23 protein-coding genes are annotated in these 20,352 nt (G+C 32.4%); 15 read left to right on the top strand and 8 right to left on the bottom strand.

The genetic code is table 11. The annotated features are described in order from the left end of the window. Window positions 1-4: 4 nt before the first annotated feature. Complete coding sequence (locus ACVC43_RS03680; protein ID WP_452223215.1) at window positions 5-607, bottom strand: trimeric intracellular cation channel family protein; 603 nt, start codon at window positions 605-607, stop codon at window positions 5-7. A 177-nt stretch (window positions 608-784) separates the two neighbouring features. Next, window positions 785-1,501, bottom strand: coding sequence for an RDD family protein (locus tag ACVC43_RS03675; RefSeq protein ID WP_452223214.1), 717 nt, complete (start codon window positions 1,499-1,501; stop codon window positions 785-787). 35 nt (window positions 1,502-1,536) lie between these two features. Between ACVC43_RS03675 and ACVC43_RS03670 the strand changes: the two genes are divergently transcribed. The 8 genes from ACVC43_RS03670 to ACVC43_RS03635 all read left to right on the top strand — a co-directional run bounded on the left by ACVC43_RS03670 (window position 1,537) and on the right by ACVC43_RS03635 (window position 9,685). After that, window positions 1,537-2,523 carry a stage II sporulation protein M gene (locus ACVC43_RS03670; protein WP_452223213.1) on the top strand — a complete coding sequence of 329 codons (987 nt, stop codon included), beginning with the start codon at window positions 1,537-1,539 and terminating at the stop codon, window positions 2,521-2,523. Window positions 2,524-2,536: 13 nt separating this feature from the next. Further along, window positions 2,537-3,430 carry a hypothetical protein gene (locus tag ACVC43_RS03665; protein WP_452223212.1) on the top strand — a complete coding sequence of 298 codons (894 nt, stop codon included), beginning with the start codon at window positions 2,537-2,539 and terminating at the stop codon, window positions 3,428-3,430. Between the two features lies 1 nt (window position 3,431). Then, the gene (locus ACVC43_RS03660; RefSeq protein WP_452223211.1) at window positions 3,432-4,166 is read left to right on the top strand and encodes a DUF4129 domain-containing protein; all 735 of its coding nucleotides are present in this window, start codon (window positions 3,432-3,434) and stop codon (window positions 4,164-4,166) included. 1 nt (window position 4,167) lies between these two features. After that, complete coding sequence (locus ACVC43_RS03655; protein WP_452223210.1) at window positions 4,168-5,397, top strand: DUF4350 domain-containing protein; 1,230 nt, start codon at window positions 4,168-4,170, stop codon at window positions 5,395-5,397. Further along, on the top strand, window positions 5,379-6,362 hold the full coding sequence (locus tag ACVC43_RS03650) for an AAA family ATPase (protein ID WP_452223209.1): 984 nt from the start codon (window positions 5,379-5,381) through the stop codon (window positions 6,360-6,362). Before ACVC43_RS03655 ends, ACVC43_RS03650 begins: the two co-directional genes overlap by 19 nt. A 28-nt stretch (window positions 6,363-6,390) precedes the next feature. After that, complete coding sequence (locus tag ACVC43_RS03645) at window positions 6,391-7,722, top strand: DUF58 domain-containing protein (protein ID WP_452223208.1); 1,332 nt, start codon at window positions 6,391-6,393, stop codon at window positions 7,720-7,722. A gap of 123 nt (window positions 7,723-7,845) precedes the next feature. Then, window positions 7,846-9,165 (top strand): OmpA family protein, encoded by a 1,320-nt coding sequence (locus ACVC43_RS03640; RefSeq protein ID WP_452223207.1) that lies wholly within the window; start codon window positions 7,846-7,848, stop codon window positions 9,163-9,165. A gap of 100 nt (window positions 9,166-9,265) precedes the next feature. After that, window positions 9,266-9,685: a DUF2141 domain-containing protein gene (locus ACVC43_RS03635; protein ID WP_452223206.1), complete on the top strand. Its 420-nt coding sequence runs from the start codon at window positions 9,266-9,268 to the stop codon at window positions 9,683-9,685. Window positions 9,686-9,743: 58 nt separating this feature from the next. On the opposite strand, the gene ACVC43_RS03630 is transcribed toward ACVC43_RS03635, so the two are convergent. Then, complete coding sequence (locus tag ACVC43_RS03630; protein ID WP_452223205.1) at window positions 9,744-10,223, bottom strand: Dps family protein; 480 nt, start codon at window positions 10,221-10,223, stop codon at window positions 9,744-9,746. A 110-nt stretch (window positions 10,224-10,333) separates the two neighbouring features. Between ACVC43_RS03630 and ACVC43_RS03625 the strand changes: the two genes are divergently transcribed. Next, window positions 10,334-11,278 carry a LysR family transcriptional regulator gene (locus tag ACVC43_RS03625; RefSeq protein ID WP_452223204.1) on the top strand — a complete coding sequence of 315 codons (945 nt, stop codon included), beginning with the start codon at window positions 10,334-10,336 and terminating at the stop codon, window positions 11,276-11,278. A gap of 43 nt (window positions 11,279-11,321) precedes the next feature. Here ACVC43_RS03625 and ACVC43_RS03620 read toward each other — a convergent pair whose 3' ends face one another. From ACVC43_RS03620 to ACVC43_RS03610, 3 genes are all read right to left on the bottom strand, one after another. Next, a complete protein-coding gene (locus ACVC43_RS03620; RefSeq protein WP_452223203.1) occupies window positions 11,322-11,519 on the bottom strand; it encodes a hypothetical protein in 198 nt (65 codons plus the stop codon). Window positions 11,520-11,663: 144 nt separating this feature from the next. Further along, entirely contained in the window at window positions 11,664-12,461 is a 798-nt protein-coding gene (locus ACVC43_RS03615) for a TIGR00266 family protein (protein WP_452223202.1), read from the bottom strand. 63 nt (window positions 12,462-12,524) lie between these two features. Further along, entirely contained in the window at window positions 12,525-12,983 is a 459-nt protein-coding gene (locus ACVC43_RS03610; RefSeq protein ID WP_452223201.1) for a DUF4442 domain-containing protein, read from the bottom strand. A gap of 143 nt (window positions 12,984-13,126) precedes the next feature. On the opposite strand from ACVC43_RS03610, the gene ACVC43_RS03605 reads away from it, so the two are divergent. From ACVC43_RS03605 to ACVC43_RS03590, 4 genes are all read left to right on the top strand, one after another. Then, window positions 13,127-13,573: a DUF4870 domain-containing protein gene (locus tag ACVC43_RS03605; protein WP_452223200.1), complete on the top strand. Its 447-nt coding sequence runs from the start codon at window positions 13,127-13,129 to the stop codon at window positions 13,571-13,573. A 60-nt stretch (window positions 13,574-13,633) separates the two neighbouring features. Beyond that, window positions 13,634-13,978: a PadR family transcriptional regulator gene (locus ACVC43_RS03600; protein WP_452223199.1), complete on the top strand. Its 345-nt coding sequence runs from the start codon at window positions 13,634-13,636 to the stop codon at window positions 13,976-13,978. Beyond that, on the top strand, window positions 13,971-15,833 hold the full coding sequence (locus tag ACVC43_RS03595) for a PspC domain-containing protein (protein ID WP_452223198.1): 1,863 nt from the start codon (window positions 13,971-13,973) through the stop codon (window positions 15,831-15,833). Before ACVC43_RS03600 ends, ACVC43_RS03595 begins: the two co-directional genes overlap by 8 nt. A gap of 218 nt (window positions 15,834-16,051) precedes the next feature. Continuing rightward, window positions 16,052-16,882, top strand: a complete 831-nt coding sequence (locus ACVC43_RS03590; RefSeq protein ID WP_452223197.1) for a GIN domain-containing protein — start codon at window positions 16,052-16,054, stop codon at window positions 16,880-16,882. Window positions 16,883-16,962: 80 nt separating this feature from the next. Here ACVC43_RS03590 and ACVC43_RS03585 read toward each other — a convergent pair whose 3' ends face one another. Next, window positions 16,963-17,343: a hypothetical protein gene (locus ACVC43_RS03585; protein ID WP_452223196.1), complete on the bottom strand. Its 381-nt coding sequence runs from the start codon at window positions 17,341-17,343 to the stop codon at window positions 16,963-16,965. A gap of 116 nt (window positions 17,344-17,459) precedes the next feature. Continuing rightward, window positions 17,460-18,443 (bottom strand): thioredoxin-disulfide reductase, encoded by a 984-nt coding sequence (trxB, locus tag ACVC43_RS03580; RefSeq protein ID WP_452223195.1) that lies wholly within the window; start codon window positions 18,441-18,443, stop codon window positions 17,460-17,462. Between the two features lie 198 nt (window positions 18,444-18,641). Here trxB and ACVC43_RS03575 point away from each other — a divergent pair, with 198 nt between their 5' ends. After that, a complete protein-coding gene (locus ACVC43_RS03575; RefSeq protein WP_452223194.1) occupies window positions 18,642-19,055 on the top strand; it encodes an arsenate reductase family protein in 414 nt (137 codons plus the stop codon). Between the two features lie 93 nt (window positions 19,056-19,148). Next, window positions 19,149-20,180, top strand: coding sequence for a helix-turn-helix transcriptional regulator (locus ACVC43_RS03570; protein WP_452223193.1), 1,032 nt, complete (start codon window positions 19,149-19,151; stop codon window positions 20,178-20,180). Window positions 20,181-20,352 lie beyond the last annotated feature (172 nt).

Below are 20,352 nucleotides of genomic sequence, written 5' to 3'. Positions count from 1 at the left end.
TTCATTAATTTTTATATAAACTTGGTAATCGTAGTTTAAATTTTACGGCCAGAATACGTGTAATGATAACCACCAAGCCTGCGATAATAAATACAAAATTACCTTCTATTGGTAGACGTTTTATTATAAAATAAGCAATACCACCTAAAATACACGCAGTAGCATAAATTTCTTTTCTAAAAATTACAGGTATTTCGTTACACAAAATATCTCGAATTACACCTCCAAAACAGGCAGACATGGTGCCTAATGCGATGCAAATTATTGGGTGCAAGCCAGCCGAAATTCCTTTTTCGACACCTACTACTGTATATAAGCCAATACCAATAGTATCGAACAAAAATAACGACTTGCGTAAATAGTCTATACGACTTTTAAATAGAATTGCTAAAATGGTAGAAGCCAGTATTACGTAAACAAAAGTCATGTCTTTCATCCAGCTTACTGGTGTTTCTCCAATAAGCACATCCCTCAAGGTACCTCCACCGACTGCTGTTACAAAGGCAATAATTAAAATACCAAAGGCATCCATTTTTTTATTAAGAGCGACTAATACTCCAGAAATGGAGAAGGCAATGGTTCCTAAGATGTCGATGATGTAGAACATACTTTTTTTATTTGAGCTTTAAACGCTTTTTACGTTCTGCAACTACACTTAATTGATATTTTATTAGTATTTGCTATGGCAAAACATTGGTTCTCTTTCTTTACTTAATTAGATCCCAAAATAAATTTGGGATAAGCGATTCACACACGTTTTGCTATGCAAAACGTGGTTCTCTGCTTACATGTTTTGAGTATAGTAATTATAATCTTTAATTACTGTGTCTAAAAATACAATGGGTGTTTCAGTGGGTTCTATTGCCATTACTTCTTTTACTTTATTGCTTAATGAAATAACAACATTGTGGTTGCCTTTGCGCCTGGCATCATCATACAAATTTTTAATGGTTCGCATTTCGGCATCTTTAAATAAGGTGACCTGACTGTATTTAGGTACGTAGTTGGGCTCAATATCTCTAATAATGGTGTCGTTAATGGTAACTTTTCGTTTTTCGGAAATGACTGTGGTTTTTGCAGCTATATCACCTAAGCGTTGCCCATTCCCTTTCATTAGTATTAAAAAGGCTGCTAATCCTCCGGAAGTTAAAACCACATCAACTATACGTAAAATCCAGCGTACGAAATAGTTGGCGAAACTTGGTTTAGAACCATCTAAACGCACAACACGGGTTTTCATAGCGCTTTTTCCAATGGTTTGTCCGTTTCTAAATGTTTCCAGTAAAACATAATATAAAAAAGCTGGTAAAGACACTAACAAATAAATAGCCCAGGCATCTCCCATATCTAAGTCCAAAAGCACCAAAAGCATAATTGCCGAAAAGAGATAAGAGTAAATTATTAGAGTATCTATTATATATGCCCACATTCTATCCATTATGCCAGCAACATTTTGAACGATCCCAACATTTTGAGCGGTTTCTATTTGAAATTCTTTCATATTTTCTTTTCTTTGAAAGCCTAATAATATATAACATGCGCGAAGCTGCTTTCGTAAAGCAAAATAAAGATAAATGGTTAACATTTGAAAGTGTTCTGTCAAATAAAACAGTAATTGCTCCAGATGAACTTTCAAGTCTTTATGTTGAAATTACAGATCATCTTAGTTATGCGAAAACCTTTTATCCTAATAGTAATACCCAAATGTATTTAAACGGATTGGCTTCTGCAGCGCATCAAAAAATATACAAAACAAAAAAAGAGTCTAAAAACAGACTCATTACCTTCTTTTCTCACGAGTTTCCACTATTATTTAAACAACATCACCGCGAACTGTTAGTCTCATTTTTGGTCTTTTCATTATTTGTAATTATTGGTGCTTTTTCAGCAGCTAACGAAGGTGATTTTGTACGTGGTTTTCTTGGCGATGGTTATGTAAATATGACCTTGGAAAATATAGAAAAAGGTGACCCAATGGGTGTTTATAAAAAGCAAGGCGAATTTAATATGTTTTTGGGCATAACACTTAATAATATAAAAGTAGCCCTTATGGCCTTTGGATATGGCATTATGCTTGGTATTGGCTCTCTATTTATAATGATGCAAAACGGCATTATGCTTGGGAGTTTTCAATATTTCTTTTATGAACAAGGGTTGTTGTGGGAATCTGCCAGAACTATCTGGATTCATGGTACAATAGAGATTTCTGTTATCATTATTGCTGGTTGTGCTGGTTTGGTTTTAGGAAACGGTATTCTGTTCCCAGGAACTTATACGCGATTAGAATCGTTTACACGAAGTGTAAAAAACGGACTCAAAATTTTAATGAGTACCATTCCCTTTTTTATTATCGCAGGATTTTTAGAGGGTTTCGTAACACGACACACAGAAATGCCAGATTGGTTAGCCATATTTATAATTGTTAGTTCATTAGCGATTATCATTTTTTACTACGTAATTTACCCAATACAAGTCCATAAAAAAGAAACACTTAAAAATTTACAGGAAACACAAGATATTTAAACCCAAAGTCCATATGAAACAACTTATACAATTTAAAAAACAACGCGAACTAGGAGAAATGCTTAACGATGTTTTTGCCTTTTTACGTAATGAATACAAACCTTTTTTTACTCTTGTTTTACAAATTACATTACCTTATCTTATTCTATTCTTAGCTGGATTGGGTTTTGTGCTTTACACTTTTGGTGATTTTACAGATATTGCAATATATGGTGGCTCTTCTGCTTTGGAAAATGAAGAAATGAGTCTTTTAGTATTATTTGTGTCGGTGTTTGTATTAATAATTGCTGGTTTAATAATTTACGTATTAGCCTACTCTACAACGCTACACTATATTAAGTCGTACACCGAAAATAATGGTGTAATTAATGCAGACGCTATAAAACTGGACGTCAAACAATCGTTTTGGAGTTTTATTGGATTAGGTACACTTAAAATACTCGCTTTAGGCTTTGGTTTTATGCTCTGTTTTTTTCCTGGCATTTATTTAGTGGTACCAATGTCTGTAGTATTTTGCATCATGGTATTCGAGAAAAAAAGTGTTACCGACGCTTTTAGCGATAGTTTCAATTTTGTTAAAGACGAGTGGTGGATGACCTTTTTAGTTCTTTTTGTTGTAGGTATACTTGTTAGCATTATAGGAGGCGTAGTTAATCTTCCAGCTACCATTTATACGTATGCCAAAATGGGCATCTTTTCTGGAGAAATTGATCCAGCAGATAATCCTTTTAGTTTTTACAAAGACCCAATTTATATATTACTAAACTTAATAGGTTATGCCTTTAAGTTCTTTTTAAACTTTGTTAGCATTATAGTAGGTGTCTTTATTTATTTTAATATAAATGAAAAGAAAAACTTCTCAGGTACTTTCGAGCAGATTGAATCCATAGGAAAAACGGAAGTATAGCATGCACATACTAAGACTTCTTTTTCTATTTTTTTTTATAAGTAATAGTAGTTTTTCTCAGCAAGATTCGCTTGTTGTAGAAAAAACGGCGCCTTATATAGAAAAGCAAGATATTAAACAGGAAGATCTTAAAAAATACAAAAACAGAGATGCGTTTAATTATACCGAAAAACAAGCCAATGAAGATTCTTGGTGGGCAAAATTTAAACGCTGGTTAGGCAATGTGTTGCTACGTGCACTGGCTAAATTGTTTGGAATGGGCGCAGCCACAGGTATTCTTTGGTTTATGTTAAACATTTTACCATACATACTATTAGGTGTTTTAGTGTTTTTATTAATCAGGTTTTTCCTGAAAGTGAATAACAGAAACTTGTTTTATGGTGAACAAAATAAACCAATTATTCAGTTTACAGACGAAGAGCAGATTATTAAAAATGAAGACATAAATGCTCTTATTAACGAAGCTGTAAAACAAAATGATTATCGTTTAGCCATAAGATATTATTATTTATTATCGCTTAGAGTATTGACTGAAAACAATATAATAGACTGGCAACAACAAAAAACGAATGCCGATTATATTAAAGAAATTAAAACTAATACCATACAATCTCAATTTGAAAAAATAACCAGAATTTACGATTACGTGTGGTATGGTGAGTTTGAAATAGACGCGTTAAAATTCGAAAACTTAAAACTCAATTTTATAAACCTTAACAAACAAGTAAAACATTAATTTGGATAGAAAAGGTAAAATATACATTGCGTTTACAGCCTTAATTGTTGTGCTAATTATTATTTTAGAATATAATAAACCACAAGAGTTAAACTGGTTTCCAAGTTATGCAAAACACCATAAAATTCCATATGGCTCTTATGTTTTGCATGACCAGTTAGAGCGCCTTTTCACCAAAGATAATGTAATAGATATCGAGCGTCCTCCATTTGAGATTTTAGACGATGATACTGTAACTGGCACCTATTTCTTTTTAAACGGAAGCGTGGGCTTTGATAAGGCAGAACTTGATAGATTATTAAACTGGACCGCTCAAGGCAACACGCTCGCCATAGCCTCGGAAGAGCAATCGCAAAAACTGTTAGATACTTTAAATCTTAAAACTTCTGTAGTTAGTAATTTTAATAATTTCGATAATATTTTTAAGCTAAAGCTTAAAAATGAAACGTTAGGAAAAGGACAAGATTTCACCTTTAAAAAGGCGAATTATGTTAAGTATTTTAGTGCTATAGATACTTTAAAAACCGAGGTAATTGCTACAATTGCTAATGCTTCAGCAAATGATTCTATTAAAACGAAGCAACACATTAACGTTATTAAACAAGCTTTTGGTGATGGTGAGATTATTTTAAATTTGTTTCCGCAGGCCTATACCAATTATTTTATTTTAGAAGAACAGAATCAAAATTATACAGCTGGCTTGCTTTCATATTTAAATCCTGAAGAGCCTATTTATTTCGACAACCATTACAAATCAGGAAAAAAAATAGCGACATCTCCACTGTATGTCTTTTTAAAAGCTAAAGAGTTGCGTTGGGCTTACTATATTATGCTTATTGGTGCTTTATTTTATATTGTTTTTGAAGGTAAACGTAAACAGCGAGCTATTGCTGTAGTAAAACCATTAGAAAACCAAACGCTTAATTTTACACGGACAATTGCTAATATGTATTATGAAAACAGCAAACACAGCGACATTGCTGGACATAAAATTCAGCATTTTTTAGAATATATTAGAACTCACTTGCACCTAAATACAGACACCATAGATGACACTTTTTTAACTAATTTGGCGTCCAGAAGTAATAATACCGTTGAAGCCACAAAAACACTATTTCAACAAATTGAAGTAATACTTAATAATACCAACATCACTAAAGAAGCTTTAGTAAAGCTTAACGCTTCTATAGAAAATTTTAAAGCGAATAACACATGGAAAACCAAGATTTAGACTTTAATAACAGAATCCCACTTGAGGATTTAAAGAATGCAGTAGAAGCAATAAAAGCCGAGTTAGGCAAAGTTATTGTTGGGCAGCAAGAATTTATAGAACTATTAATTGTAGCCTTGCTTGCAGATGGTCATGTACTTATAGAAGGTGTGCCAGGTATTGCAAAAACAGTAACTGCAAAATTATTTGCCAAGGTTTTAAAAACCGATTTTAGCCGTATTCAATTTACTCCAGATTTAATGCCAAGTGATGTGTTGGGAACGTCGGTTTTAAATATGAAAACCTCAGAATTCGAATTCCATAAAGGACCTATTTTCTCGAATATTGTTTTAATAGACGAAATCAATCGTGCACCAGCAAAAACACAAGCCGCTTTGTTTGAAACTATGGAAGAGCGCCAAGCAACTATAGATGGAACCACATATCCTTTTCAAGCACCTTTTATGGTATTGGCCACTCAAAACCCAATTGAGCAGGAAGGTACTTATGCGCTGCCAGAAGCACAGTTAGATCGCTTTATTTTTAAAATAAAAGTAGACTATCCTACGCTTGAAGACGAGGTTAGAATAATACAAACGCATCATGATCGTAAAGGTGAAAAACCGCAATTGCTAATTGAGCCAATTTTAAATGCCGAAGAATTAGCGAATTATAAAACAAAAATTCAATCGGTTTTAGTTGAAGAGAAAATTATAAAATACATAGCAGAACTGGTGTCTAAAACCCGTAACCATCCACATTTATATTTAGGTGGTTCACCAAGAGCATCCATTGGTATATTAAATACAGCCAAAGCTTTTGCAGCGATTAACGGTCGTGATTTTGTAACGCCAGAAGATGTAAAAAAAGCATTAAAACCAATTTTAAATCACAGAATTATTTTAACGCCTGAACGTGAAATGGAAGGCATGACAACAGAAAATGTTGTGGATATGATTGTACAATCTGTAGAAGTGCCGAGATAATCTTAATAATTTAATTGAGATAAAATAAATGAAATTTATTAAATCGCTATACCTGCACAACGGTTTCTTTGTCTATTTGGCAAGTGCTTCAGTGTGTTTTTTATTATCGTATTGGATACCCATTTTGTTTCCAATAGCATGGATAATTACTATAGTGATTTCAGTTTTATTCTTAGTCGATTTACTACTACTCTATCGTTTTAAAAATCCTATTCAAGCACGGCGTTTACTTCCAGATAAATTTTCTAACAGCGACGAGAATCCTGTACCTATTACAATTACCAATTATTATCCTTTTAAAACAGGCATCTCGGTAATTGATGAGTTACCTGTACAGTTTCAAAAAAGAGATTTTGACTATAAGGCAACGTTGCAACCTAACGAGATTTTCGACTTTAATTACAGTGTAAGGCCTGTAGAACGAGGGGAATATTATTTTGGCCACTTAAATGTTTTTGCCTCTTCGTTATTACGCATTGTCAAGCGAAAATTTCAGTTTCAAAACGAGCAAATGGTAGCCGTCTACCCTTCTTTTATTCAGATGCAGAAATACGATTTTCTTGCAATGAGTAACAATTTAACTGCTTTTGGACTAAAGAAAATAAGACGTATAGGAAACACTTCAGAATTTGAACAAATAAAAGATTATATTCAAGGTGACGATTTTAGAACCGTAAACTGGAAAGCGACTGCCAAAACTGGTAAATTAATGGTAAACCAGTTTCAAGACGAAAAATCGCAACCCATATATTCTATAATCGATACGGGACGTGTAATGAAAATGCCTTTTAATGGTTTAAAATTACTTGATTATGCCATAAATTCTACCCTGGCATTTAGTAATGTGGCCTTAAAAAAGCATGATAAAGTGGGTATGCTAACCTTTTCTAAAACAGTAGATTCTTTTTTGCCAGCCGTACAAAAACTTACTTACCTTAACACTATTTTAGAACGTTTGTACAATATAGACACCCAATTTACAGATAGTGATTATGGTATACTCTATTCGCAAATTAAACGTAAAGTGTCGCATAGAAGTTTGTTGTTGTTGTATACCAATTTCGAACACATAAGTGCATTAAAGAGGCAATTACCTTATTTACAAGCCATTTCTAAAAAACATCTGTTAGTTGTGGTGCTCTTTAAAAATACCGAATTAGATACGCTTATATCTCAAGATGCAGAAGATTTACAAGCCATTTACCATAAAACAATTGCCGAGAAATTTTCTTTCGAAAAGCGATTAATGGTTAAGGAACTTCAAAAGCATGGTATACAAAGCATCCTTACAGCTCCCGAAAAACTTACGGTAAACACCATTAATAAATACCTTGAAATTAAAGCAAGAGGTTTATTGTAATTGGCGTTAACTGTATTTTATCTTAGGTTTTAGTATTTTAACCGCTAAAACTTCATTTATCTTTTAATTTTCTAATTTTTAATATATCTTGCTCTTGCTATTAATTAATTCAAATAAAACCCAATGAAACCTTTTAGCTATTTTCTTATTGCAATGGTTTTCTTGTTAAGTGTTCAAACATCAAACGCTCAAACAGTAAACAGCCCATGGACTACAAGTTTTGGTCCAAACGCAATTAATAATCCAGTTCGCGAACAGGAAGCTGGTTTAGGCCGTTTTAAAACCTGGAACTTAAATGCTGCTGGTTTTAGACTATCGGCAGGTCGCTTAATAAAAAATCGCATTAGTTTTGATGCTGTTGCTTCACTAAATAGTTTAGAAGAAAATTATCCTATGGAAGACACGCAAGACATAGAATTTCCATACATATCACTGGATGGTATGTTTAGGTATCAATTTACAAATGGTTTAAATATTATAGATCCTTATGCCACAATTGGTGGTGGTTACACGTGGTTAGATACTATTGGAGCTGGAACCATAAATGGTGGTATTGGTACCAACATCTGGATTGGCAATTCCTTTGGTTTTAATATACAATCCACTTATAAACATGCCTTCGAAGACTATGGCTTGAAACACTGGCAACATTCTGCCGGAATTATTTTCCGTTTTGGAGGAAAAGATACAGATAACGACGGTATTAATGACGATAAAGATGCGTGTCCAGAGTTATTTGGAACGTTTGAAACTAATGGTTGTCCAGATACAGATAAAGATGGTGTTATCGATTCTCAAGATTTATGTCCTAATGATTTTGGACCAGCAACTATGCGTGGTTGTCCAGACAATGATGGCGATGGCACACCAGATAAGTACGATAAATGCCCTAAAGTTCGCGGAGAAATTGAAGATGATGGTTGCCCGGTTTTCGATACCGATAAAGATGGCATTATAGACAGAAAAGATAAATGTCCTAAACAACCTGGACCTCCAGAAAATGCTGGTTGTCCTACACCACAACAAATACAACAACAAAACATTGCACAACGCCAACAACAAATTGAGCGTAACAATGCTATTAAAGCGCAAGTAAGTGCTGCTATAGAGGGTTTAGCTAAATCTATACGTTTTACAAATGGTAAGACAACACTAACGGCGTCAGACATGACTGTAATAGATGAGATTGCAAAAATTATGGTATTACAGCCTAATATGAAATTCCATATAGCAGGACATACAGATAATGTGGGCAGTAACGAAGTAAATATGACACTTTCTGAAAACAGAGCTATGGAAGTAAGAAAATATTTGATTTCTAAAGGCGTCAATGCCACAAATATTACTTCGCAAGGTTATGGTGAAGACAAACCTAAAGCAGATAATACTACTGAAGAAGGTAGATTTGCTAACAGGCGTGTGGAGATTTTTATAGTTAACTAACAGCTGGTCTCTTAAAAACAACAGTTGAGTACATTCTTTTAGTCTGTTTCTTAGTTAATTGTAATATTTGATATATCATTAACACCAAAAACATATTTAAATGAAAACACTTACAATTACTTTCGCCTTACTCCTTTCTTCTTTTTTGTTCTATGCGCAAGAAACCCAAACGTATGATATTACTGTAACTATAGATAATGTTAAAAATGACAACGGAAAAGTGCTGGTTTCACTTCATGATAAGTCTACTTTTATGACGCCCAAAAACATCCAGACCTCTGAAACTAAAATTGAAAACGGAAAAATTAAAGTAACATTTGAAGATGTCGTTCCAGGTACTTATGCTATTATGGCAATGCACGATGAAAACGATAATAAAGCCATGGATTTTGATACCAACGGAATGCCATTAGAAAATTATGGTATGTCTAACAATCCTATGAGTTTTGGACCTCCACAATATAGCGATGCTAAATTCGATTTAAAAAACGAGGATTTAGAAATGAATATAAGATTCTAAACAAATAAAAAAAAAGGCGACCAAATGGTCGCCTTTTTTTATTGCACTATATAAAAATTTAAATACTTTCTCCTAACCAGGCATTCATCATCCAAACTGTTTTTTCTTGTTCTGTTATAAAATCGCTCATCATCGCATTGGTACCCTCATCGTTTGCATCTCCAGATTTATCAAGAATTAAACGTTCCATTTCAAGCAATTCGGTTAAAGAATTTACTATCAACCTTACAGCCTCAACATCCTTAGATACGTTTTTCCCAACAGGTACTTTTGCTTGTTTAATATAATCGTCAAACGTATGTAATGGTGTCTCTCCTAAAGTAAGCACTCGCTCTGCTAACAAATCGACTTTTACATTAGCATCTGTGTAAAGCTCTTCGAACTTAACGTGTAAATCGAAAAAATTTTTACCTTTAATATTCCAGTGTATTCCTCTTAAATTTTGATAGTAAATTTGAAAATTTGCTAATAAGCCATTTAAGTCTTTAGCCAAATTTTTAGTTTTTTCAGTATTTAATCCTAAGCTATTTAAAGTCATAATATTGTGTTTTAATTAAAATTCTAAAACAAAAGTAGCCCGAAAATAAATGTTAATTATTATAAATTTTATTGATAGATTTTATATTTTTATAGTTTAAAACTATCGACATGACAATAACTCAATTATCTTACGTTTTGGCAGTTGCAGAACATCAAAATTTTACAAAAGCAGCAGAGAAGTGTTTTGTAACACAACCAACCTTAAGCATGCAAATTCAAAAACTCGAAGACCAATTAGATATCCTAATATTCGATCGAAGTAAAAAACCAATAGAACTAACAGAGGTTGGTAGAAAAATAGTTAGCCAAGCCAGAAATATAGTTAATGAATCTAATAGAATACAAGACATTGTAGACCAACAAAAAGGGTTTATAGGAGGTGAATTTAAATTAGGCATTATTCCAACAGTAATGCCCACTTTACTGCCCATGTTTTTAAAGACCTTTATTAAAAGGTATCCTAAAGTAAAACTTAGAATTGAAGAATTGACCACAGAGGAAATTATTACCAGAATAAACGATGGTAACTTAGATGCAGCTATTGCTGCCACGCCCTTAGAAAATGATACAATTAAGGAACGTGTACTCTATTTTGAACCTTTTGTAGCTTACATTCCGCAAAACCACCGTTTAAACAGCAAGAAAACTATTGATACTGCAGATTTAGACATTGATGACATGTTGTTATTAGAAGATGGTCATTGTTTTAGAGATGGTGTTATTAATTTATGTCGTGCGTTTAAAGATCATGTAGACGATAATTTTCAATTAGAAAGCGGTAGCATAGAAACTTTAATTAAACTCTCTAACGAGGGATTAGGCATGACCTTACTTCCTTATCTGCATACATTAGATATTAATGATAAAACTGTGGAGAATTTAAAATCTTTTACCGCACCTTCACCTGCAAGAGAGGTAAGTATTATTTATCATAAAAGTGAACTTAAAATGCAAATTATTGAAGCCCTTCAGGATGTGATTTCTGGTATTATTAGAGGAGCGATAGCGTTTCAAAATGTAGAAATAATTAGTCCGTTACCTAAATCTAAATAGATTTCAACCAAAAAAAAGCGACTATAAAGTCGCTTTTTTTTATTTATGATTTTAGGTAAATTAAACATTGATTTAAATTAGGGTTTTCATGCACTAAAGATTCTATATAAATCTTTATTTCTTCGATTTCGTAGGGTAATAATCGTTGAAGTGCTTTTTGAACCTCCTTACAAAACAAGTTAACATCAAAACTAACTTTATTTAATACAGTTTTGGTGTACTCGAACATTGCTCGTGCCATAATTAGTGTTGGGTTTAGTTATACAAAAGTAGATTTCAAGAATAGGCAAACGGTTTATAAATTCGATTAAATGTAGTGAAAATTTTAATTCAAAATGAACCGAATATAAAATTTAACAGTTAATTTATTCACAATTAACATAGATTAAAATCTGTTATCACCATCTAATAAATCTCCTAATCCTCCTAAAATACTGCCTTCTCCTTTGCTTTTCCCTCCTCTTGGTATGCTTGCTAACACACGACCAGCCAATCTACTAAACGGTAACGATTGTATGTAAACCGTTCCTGGGCCTTCTAGTTTAGCAAAAAATAAACCTTCACCTCCAAATACTGTGTTTTTAATACCTCCAATGAATTCTATATCGTAGTTTACGTTTTGCGTAAAGCCTATAATACAACCTGTATCTACACGTAGCGTCTCGCCTGCTTTTAGTTCTTTTTTAGCGGTGGTTCCACCTGCGTGGACAAAAGCCATACCATCTCCTTCTAATTTTTGCATTATAAAGCCTTCACCGCCAAACAAACCTCGACCAAGTTTTTTACTAAATTCTATACCTACACTTACTCCTTTGGCAGCGCATAAAAATGCATCTTTTTGGCATATAAATTTACCGTTAAACTCTGTTAAGTCAATTGGTATTATCTTCCCAGGATATGGAGAGGCAAAAGAGACATTGCGTTTACCGCTTAAATTATTATAGAAGGCAGTCATGAATAAACTTTCTCCTGTGAGAATGCGTTTTCCTGCTCCTAAAATTTTTCCTAAAAAGCCTTCGTCTTTTTTAGAGCCATCTCCAAAAATGGTTTCCATTTTTATACCATCGTCCATCATCATAAAGCTACCAGACTCTGCAATAACAACCTCTTGCGGGTCGAGTTCTATTTCGACATATTGCATTTCTTCTCCGTAAATCCTGTAATCTATTTCGTGTGCTGTCATAATATTCTGTTTATGAATTAAGTTTTTTTTATATGTTGTAGAAAATAAACAAAAGTTACACTTTTATTTTTTTTTAACTCTTAACGACCATTCAAAATTAAAAGTTGAAACAATTATACCGTTTTCGTCTGTACCAACAGATTGCATCCATACAGTTACACCTTCTCCTGTTTCAATAGTTTCTTTTAAAGCCTCATCTATTAAATACCCATCGTTACAGACAAATGTAATTCTTCCCGTTGCCTTTTTTGTAAATGTGGCGTTATTGGAAGTTACTAACATGGATACTTTTTTTCCGCTATCCTGAATTTTTGCCATCACTAATGCTCCAGTTACTAATTCTGCTGCCATACCTTGTACTGCCCAAAACATAGATTTAAATGGGTTTTGATTAATCCAACGGTGTTTAACAGATGCTGTACATGATTGCGCTGTTAATGCTGTAACTCTAATTCCAGATAGGTAAACCGATGGTAGTTTAAAAAGGTTAAAAGTGTTTATTTTACTTGGTGTAAGCTTCATATGGTTATTTAAATTTCGCCTAAATTATTGAAAATAATCGACAATTCAATATGTTAAAATATTGTTAAATTTTAGTACTATGCGTAACATAATACCTTTTTTTAGACATATATTTGTATAAGAAACTATTATATCCTTTTAACATGCAAGAAAATAACCACACCAACATTGCAACATTTATCCACTTATCAACCTTTTCAAGGTTTTTAATTCCTTTTGGAAATTTTATTGGCCCATTGGTTTTATGGATTACAAATAAAGATAAATCTCAATTTATAGATGTGCACGGCAAAGAAGCCATTAATTTTCAAATAAGCATTTTAGTATATACTATTGTTATTGGCTTATTAACCATTCCGTTTTTCGCTTTTAGTTTATTAAATGGTTTCGATGTTATGGATTTTAATCTTTTCGATGGTATTCAATTTAATATTAGCAAACCCACACCTCTATTTTATATTGGTGGATCATTAGGCTTTCTTGCTGTAATTGGTTTTATTTTAGAGATTGTCTTTATTATAAAAGCCAGTCTATCGGCCAGAGATGGCAAAATCTACGAATACCCATTAAGTATTAAATTTTTAAAATAAATATTCATCAATAATCAATCATAAAATGAACAGTTTAACACTATTAAATCGCTTGACAATATGAAGATAGAGAACACAAAAGCACAAATGCGTAAAGGTGTTTTAGAGTATTGCATCTTATCGGTCTTAAAAGACAAAGATGCTTATGTTGCCGAAATTTTAGGCACACTCAAAGACGCTAAGTTGCTTGTGGTAGAAGGGACTATTTACCCTTTACTAACACGACTAAAAAATGCAGGATTACTTAGCTACCGCTGGGAAGAAAGCACTTCTGGGCCACCAAGAAAATATTACGGCTTAACAGAAACAGGACAATTGTTTCTAAAAGAATTAACCACTACGTGGGACGAATTACAAACCGCAGTAAACATCGTTACACCATCAAAAAACAACACCAATGAATAAGACAGTCAACATAAATTTAGCAGGTATATTTTTTCATATAGATGAAGATGCGTACTTAAAATTGCAACGCTATCTTGAGGCTATAAAACGTTCATTTACAGATTCTCAAGGACGTTCTGAAATTATTGCTGATATAGAAGCGCGTATTGCCGAGCTATTTACAGAACGCATAATAAACGACAGACAGGTTATTGGCAATAAAGAAGTTGAAGAGGTTATTGCTATTATGGGACAACCTGAAGATTATCTTGTCGATGACGAAATCTTTGAAGACGAACCGCAACATAAAAACTATACGACTTCGCAAAGAAAATCTAAAAAATTATTTAGAGATACCGAAAACTCTTATGTAAGTGGTGTGTCTTCTGGATTAGGACACTATTTTGGAATCGATGCGCTTTGGATAAGAATCCTTTGGTTAGTATTAGTTTTTGGAGGTTTTGGTACAGGTATATTAATCTATATTTTACTTTGGATTTTAGTTCCGGAAGCAAAAACGACGTCGGAAAAAATAGTAATGACGGGCGAAAAAGTAACTATTTCTAACATCGAAAAAAAAATTAAAGACGGCTTTTCTCATGCTTCTGTAGATTTACAAAAAGCTGGAGATAAGTTAAAAGAAGGGTTTGAAAGTGCGAGTGACAGCATTTCAAATTCAGTAAAACATATAGACGTTAGTAAACAAGGTAGTAGAATTAAGTCAAGCTCACAAACGTTTTTCGATACGATTGCAGACATTTTTATGTTCTTTTTAAAGGTGTTTGCTAAGTTTATTGGACTAATATTAATGTTTACAGGAGCTACTGGTGCAATTGCTACAACTGTAGGGTTATTAATTAGTGCGTTTGGAGACTCAGACGCTGTAAGAATGAGTCCAGACTTTTTAGAATTAGCCAATACATCTGGAGTACCATTTGGTATTGTCGCTTTGTTAGGGTTTTTCGCATTGGTTATTCCGTTTCTAATGTTGTTCTATTTAGGGCTTAAAATTTTAATCAACAATTTAAAATCTATTGGTAATGTTGCAAAATTCACTTTACTTGGTGTGTGGCTACTTTCTATTATAGGCTTAGTATTCGTTGGTGTAAGACAAGGATTATCGTACAAGGACAAGGCTCAAGTGGTAAAAACCGAAAAGCTTTTAAATATAAAAGCGAACGATACTTTAACATTGTCTATGGAAGGTAACGATTATTACGCCGAAAATTTTAATAGATATTTCGATTCTTATTCTACTGGGTTTACTGAAAGTGGAGAGAAAGTTACCTATTCGCAAGGCATACGTTTAATTGTAAAATCTACAAAAGATAGTGTTGCAAAAATAAGAACCGTTGGCAGTGCAAAGGGTAACAGCTATAACACGGCAAAGGAAAGGGCAGAAAATATAGATTACAGTTATGTACTGGAAGGCAATTTACTTAAATTAAATAATCATTTTTTAATACCTAATAATAGTATTAAAAGGGATCAAAGAGTGGAAGTAACCTTGTATTTACCAGAAGGTAGTTTTTTAATAGCCGATAAAAACACTTATAAATACCACAGTAATCCTTCTGGTTATTACAACGATATTTTAGACCATGGCATGGAAGATCATTATTTAGAGGTAAAGAACAATGAACTGTATTGCAGTGATTGTCCTACAGAATCTGCGGATGATGACGATTTCACCATAGATGTAAATATAAATAACGACAATGCTAAACTAAAAATTAATACGGAAGGTATTGAAGCTTCTTCAAATAATAATGCCATTAAAATTGACGAAGATGGTGTTAATAGTAAAACTAACAATGTTGAAGTAAATATAGACGAAGACGGTATTAAAATAACTTCTGAAAAGGAAAAAGAATAGACAATATTAAATCATCAATCATCAAAAAAAACCAAAAATCATGATCACCATCGCAAAAATATTAATCAGCATAATAGTCTATATCTTAATGTAGCAACAGCAATTAAATAGTAACCAACCGTAAACCAACGCAAACTTTTAAAAGTTTGGGTTGGTTTTTGTTATATATTTGTTGTACAATTAATTTAAAGATTTCCGCTTTCTCGGAAAAATTATCTATGAAAACAAAATTACACTTATTATTTCTTACATGTTTAATTACCCTTTCTGGCTTTGCACAAAGTAGTGAAAAAGTAAAAGGCAGTAGAAATGTTACCACGCAAGTTACAGAGATCGAAGCATTTAACCGTTTAGTTATTGGTAACGATTTTAAAATTAACCTTAAGCAAGGCGTACTGCCTAATGTTGAAATTAGCACAGACGACAATTTGCACGAGCTAATAGATTTTAACGTCCAAGAAGGTAGCTTAAGTTTTAGAACCAACAAGGTTATTAGGTCAAGTAAAAAAATGGAAATTACAGTAACGTTTAGAGATTCTCTAAATATTATTGAATTAAAAGAAGATGCCGAATTAACCTCGCTAAGTACCTTAAAATTGAAAGATTTAATAGTTAGAACCAAAGAATCTTCAGAAGCGTATTTAACGGTTGAAGCAGAAACATTTGGTTACATAGCTGCAGGAAAGACTAAGGCAGAGTTAAACATAACTGCACAAGAAATCACAGTAGATTTAAGCGACAATAGCGATATTAAGGCATTACTAAATGCAGATAAAATAGAAATAGATATGTTGCAGCGTGCCGACGCAAGAATTGAAGGTGATACAAAAGAATTGATTATTAAAATGGATAATTCTACAGTTTTAAAAGCTGAAAAATTAACTGCTAAATTATGTAATTTAATTACAGAAGGTCGTGCAGATGCCCATATAGAAGCAAGTAAAGATTTAATTTTAGAGGCTTCCGGAGCGACAGAAACTTACATTTATGGTAATGCTAAAATTGAACTAAATAAATTTGAGGATGATGCTATTTTAAGAAAGAAATAAAAATCAGTTATCAGTTATCAGTTATCAGTTATCAAAACATAAAAAAATCCGAAACATAGCTTCGGATTTTTTAGTTTTTATTAAAAACCTTTATCTTCAAATAATCGAAAAGTATAATTAAATTGGTTATCAATTACATCAAACTCATAGGTATTCTTTTCTTTCTTTATTAAATATGGTTTACTTATGTATTTAATTAAAAACTCTTCCTTTATATATTCTGGTGTTGCAATAGCTTTTATATTATTTGAAATTATTAAAGAATCATTTAAAGTTATAAATCCTTTATAGTCTCTTATTTTATTAACTCTCATATAAACTTCATCTTCATATTTTAAACTAACTTTTTCATTGTTAGAAAATATAGAATACATTATAAATCCAATAAATAAGGTAATAAAAAAGCCACCAAATAGAATTAGGTCTTTAGCATTTTTACCAGTGATTTCATTATATTTCACATCAACAAAAGATTTGACTCTCAACTCTATTTTTCATTTTTTAAAACCCCAACCAGCGTTTGGATATATTCTACTAGCAACAATTTAAACCCTATGTTTTAGCTTGTTGTTCTCATTTAATTATATGTAGATGTACTAACTTCAAAAGTAGAATCTTTAGCTGCCAAATAACGTTCAGCATCCAATGCTGCCATACAACCTGTTCCAGCTGCTGTTACAGCTTGTCTGTAAACATGGTCTGCAGCATCACCACTTACAAAAACACCATCCACATTAGTTTTAGAGGTTCCTGGCTTTGCATTAATAATATATCCAGTTTCATCAAGATCTAAATAATCTTTAAAAATATCTGTATTTGGTTTGTGGCCAATAGCTACAAAAAATCCTGTAGCAGGAATGTCTTTTACTTCGTTTGTCTGGTTGTTTTTTACACGCACACCAGTTACTACTTGCCCATCTCCTAAAACTTCTTCAGTTTCAGTATTATATAAAATCTCGATATTTTCGGTATTTTTTACTCTCGCAGCCATAATTTTAGAGGCTCTAAACTCATCGCGTCTTACTAACATAGTTACTTTAGTACATAATTTAGATAGGTAATGTGCTTCTTCACAAGCACTGTCTCCTGCTCCAACAATTACAACTTCTTGATTTTTATAAAAGAAACCATCGCAAACCGCACATGCCGAAACACCACCTCCAAGTTTTAAGTATTTTTGCTCAGAGTCTAAACCTAAATATTTAGCACTTGCTCCGGTTGAAATAATAACGGTATCGCAGTGTATTTCTTTTTCCTCGTTCACCCACACTTTATGTACCTCTCCAGAAAAATCTACTTTGGTAATCCAACCATCTCTAACATCGGTTTCAAAGCGTTCTGCCTGTGCTTGTAATTCCATCATCATTGCTGGTCCAGTAATTCCCTCTGGATAACCTGGGAAATTCTCTACTTCATTAGTCGTGGTTAATTGTCCTCCTGGTTGTGTACCTTGATATAAAACTGGTTTCATATTCGCTCTGGCGGCATATATGGCTGCTGTATAGCCAGCAGGACCAGAACCTATAATAAGACACTTTACTTTTTCTATTGTATTAGTCATAAAATCGCTTTTTTAATAAGGCAAAAGTAAGTTATTTTTGAGTAAAAAATACGGATAAGTTATCAACAGCGGTTATAGATTTATAACAATTGTTTATTGCGGTGAAATATTGAAAGAGTCAAAAAAAAAAGTGTAAATTACACTTATATTTTAATTCTTAAACTTAACTTTATAAAAAAATTTGAAAATTAAATTTGAATGATGACGAGCATAGCAACCAATAAAAACGAAGTGATTTTATACTATAATTCTAACACCTCATTAGGCAAGCAAACATTACCCTATGTTGAGGATGCTGGAAAAGATATAAGAACAGTAGATATATCTAAAACAAAAGTAACTGGCACACAGTGGGCTGCAATAGCAGACGAGCTACAAATTAGCATAGCAGATTTAGTAAATAAGGAACACCCAGATTTTCAACAAAATTATAACGAGTCTACTAATTTGTCTCAAGACGATTGGATTAAAATATTAAACGCAAACCCAGAGAGTTTAAAATGTCCTATTCTTATTGTTGGTAATGTTTATCATTTAATAGAAACACCATCAAAAGTAGCGTCTTTATTAAAAGTAGAAGGCGAAAATATTGATGCACAAAATCCAGATTAACAATCTTAAACATATAATTATCCAACTCAAGTTTTTTTGCAACTAATGCATGCTTGACTACTAACAAAATTAATTTTCCCTCAACGAATTTCAATGGCAATTAACACGACCTTAAAACATGATTCTATAAGAGATTTAGTTCTCGAACTGTCTAAAGTTTTGAATACAGACCACGAAAAGGATAATAACGAGCTTTGCTTCGATTTGCCTAAAAAAATTGGTGACGGTTACTTTAGAGCTATTGAATTTGATTTTGGCGTTGGAATTATTTTAGCCGATTTTCTTTTAAAAGAAAAGATGACCTTGACTTTTGAAAAAGAAAAAATAAACCCATTAAAATTCTTTTTTAATCTCGATGCGCCTGTGAAGTTTTCTGGAAAAGAGAACAATACCAAATTAAACCGGTTAGAAAGTATTTTATTTAGCCCTGATAATTATGAGAATCAAAGCTTTCAATTTGAAAAAAATCAGCCAATCACATTTTTCTATGTACAAATAAACCGAAAATTGTTTGAAGCAAAAATTGAACAGTTTATAGGTGAAATTGATGAAAACTTAGAGGCACTTTTTAGAGATTTAAATGGTATTAATAAATTTTATTACAAGAGTTATTTTTCTCTTGATATTGCAGAATTAATAGAAGAGTTTAAAACCTGCGAGCTCACAGATTTTATGCAATCTGTTTTTTTAGAAGGCAAAACATATGAGGTCATTACAAAATATTTGCAACTCTATATAGAAAAAAATGTTGAGCATAATAACCATAAATTAATGAGGCAGTCTTCTATTACCAAAATAGAAAAAGCTGTTAATATTATAAAGAAAGAAGTAGATGTTAGACTCACTGTTAATGGTTTGGCTAAACGTGTGGGGCTAAATCAAAACACGTTACAAACAGGATTTCAGCAATTATTTTCGACCTCTGTTAACGAATACATACGAGACCATAAAATAGAATATGCTAAGGAACTTTTAGAAAATTCGGGCTTAAATATTACCGAAATAACTTATAAAATTGGCATAAATTCTCGAAGTTATTTTTCTAAACTTTTTAAAACCCGTTATGGATTAACTCCAAAACAATACATTACTCAATCTAGAAAAGGAAGTAACAAGTCTGCATAAAGCATTTAATTTTTCTTCTTTAACTCCCTATAAACACTGCTTTTTATTAAAGTTTTGAAACAAATTAACGCTTTTACGCATCAAAAAGCAACCAAAAGTGTTATACTATGTTTCAATTTTGTTAACCGATAAAGCAAAAAAAAAGTTCTTTTGTAGTAAAACCATTGACCAT

This window comes from Lacinutrix chionoecetis, assembly GCF_053604665.1.
Note: the sequence above shows the minus strand (reverse complement) of the source record. Positions and strands in the feature narration are given on the sequence as shown.

Excerpts from the sequence above, each read along its gene's own strand:
- ACVC43_RS03680 (WP_452223215.1), bottom strand. The coding sequence starts at position 607 with ATGTTCTACATCATCGACATCTTAGGAACCATTGCCTTCTCCATTTCT.
- ACVC43_RS03675 (WP_452223214.1), bottom strand. The coding sequence starts at position 1,501 with ATGAAAGAATTTCAAATAGAAACCGCTCAAAATGTTGGGATCGTTCAA.
- ACVC43_RS03670 (WP_452223213.1), top strand. The coding sequence starts at position 1,537 with ATGCGCGAAGCTGCTTTCGTAAAGCAAAATAAAGATAAATGGTTAACA.
- ACVC43_RS03665 (WP_452223212.1), top strand. The coding sequence starts at position 2,537 with ATGAAACAACTTATACAATTTAAAAAACAACGCGAACTAGGAGAAATG.
- ACVC43_RS03660 (WP_452223211.1), top strand. The coding sequence starts at position 3,432 with ATGCACATACTAAGACTTCTTTTTCTATTTTTTTTTATAAGTAATAGT.
- ACVC43_RS03650 (WP_452223209.1), top strand. The coding sequence starts at position 5,379 with ATGGAAAACCAAGATTTAGACTTTAATAACAGAATCCCACTTGAGGAT.
- ACVC43_RS03645 (WP_452223208.1), top strand. The coding sequence starts at position 6,391 with ATGAAATTTATTAAATCGCTATACCTGCACAACGGTTTCTTTGTCTAT.
- ACVC43_RS03640 (WP_452223207.1), top strand. The coding sequence starts at position 7,846 with ATGAAACCTTTTAGCTATTTTCTTATTGCAATGGTTTTCTTGTTAAGT.
- ACVC43_RS03635 (WP_452223206.1), top strand. The coding sequence starts at position 9,266 with ATGAAAACACTTACAATTACTTTCGCCTTACTCCTTTCTTCTTTTTTG.
- ACVC43_RS03630 (WP_452223205.1), bottom strand. The coding sequence starts at position 10,223 with ATGACTTTAAATAGCTTAGGATTAAATACTGAAAAAACTAAAAATTTG.
- ACVC43_RS03625 (WP_452223204.1), top strand. The coding sequence starts at position 10,334 with ATGACAATAACTCAATTATCTTACGTTTTGGCAGTTGCAGAACATCAA.
- ACVC43_RS03620 (WP_452223203.1), bottom strand. The coding sequence starts at position 11,519 with ATGGCACGAGCAATGTTCGAGTACACCAAAACTGTATTAAATAAAGTT.
- ACVC43_RS03615 (WP_452223202.1), bottom strand. The coding sequence starts at position 12,461 with ATGACAGCACACGAAATAGATTACAGGATTTACGGAGAAGAAATGCAA.
- ACVC43_RS03610 (WP_452223201.1), bottom strand. The coding sequence starts at position 12,983 with ATGAAGCTTACACCAAGTAAAATAAACACTTTTAACCTTTTTAAACTA.
- ACVC43_RS03605 (WP_452223200.1), top strand. The coding sequence starts at position 13,127 with ATGCAAGAAAATAACCACACCAACATTGCAACATTTATCCACTTATCA.
- ACVC43_RS03600 (WP_452223199.1), top strand. The coding sequence starts at position 13,634 with ATGAAGATAGAGAACACAAAAGCACAAATGCGTAAAGGTGTTTTAGAG.
- ACVC43_RS03595 (WP_452223198.1), top strand. The coding sequence starts at position 13,971 with ATGAATAAGACAGTCAACATAAATTTAGCAGGTATATTTTTTCATATA.
- ACVC43_RS03590 (WP_452223197.1), top strand. The coding sequence starts at position 16,052 with ATGAAAACAAAATTACACTTATTATTTCTTACATGTTTAATTACCCTT.
- trxB (WP_452223195.1), bottom strand. The coding sequence starts at position 18,443 with ATGACTAATACAATAGAAAAAGTAAAGTGTCTTATTATAGGTTCTGGT.
- ACVC43_RS03575 (WP_452223194.1), top strand. The coding sequence starts at position 18,642 with ATGATGACGAGCATAGCAACCAATAAAAACGAAGTGATTTTATACTAT.
- ACVC43_RS03570 (WP_452223193.1), top strand. The coding sequence starts at position 19,149 with ATGGCAATTAACACGACCTTAAAACATGATTCTATAAGAGATTTAGTT.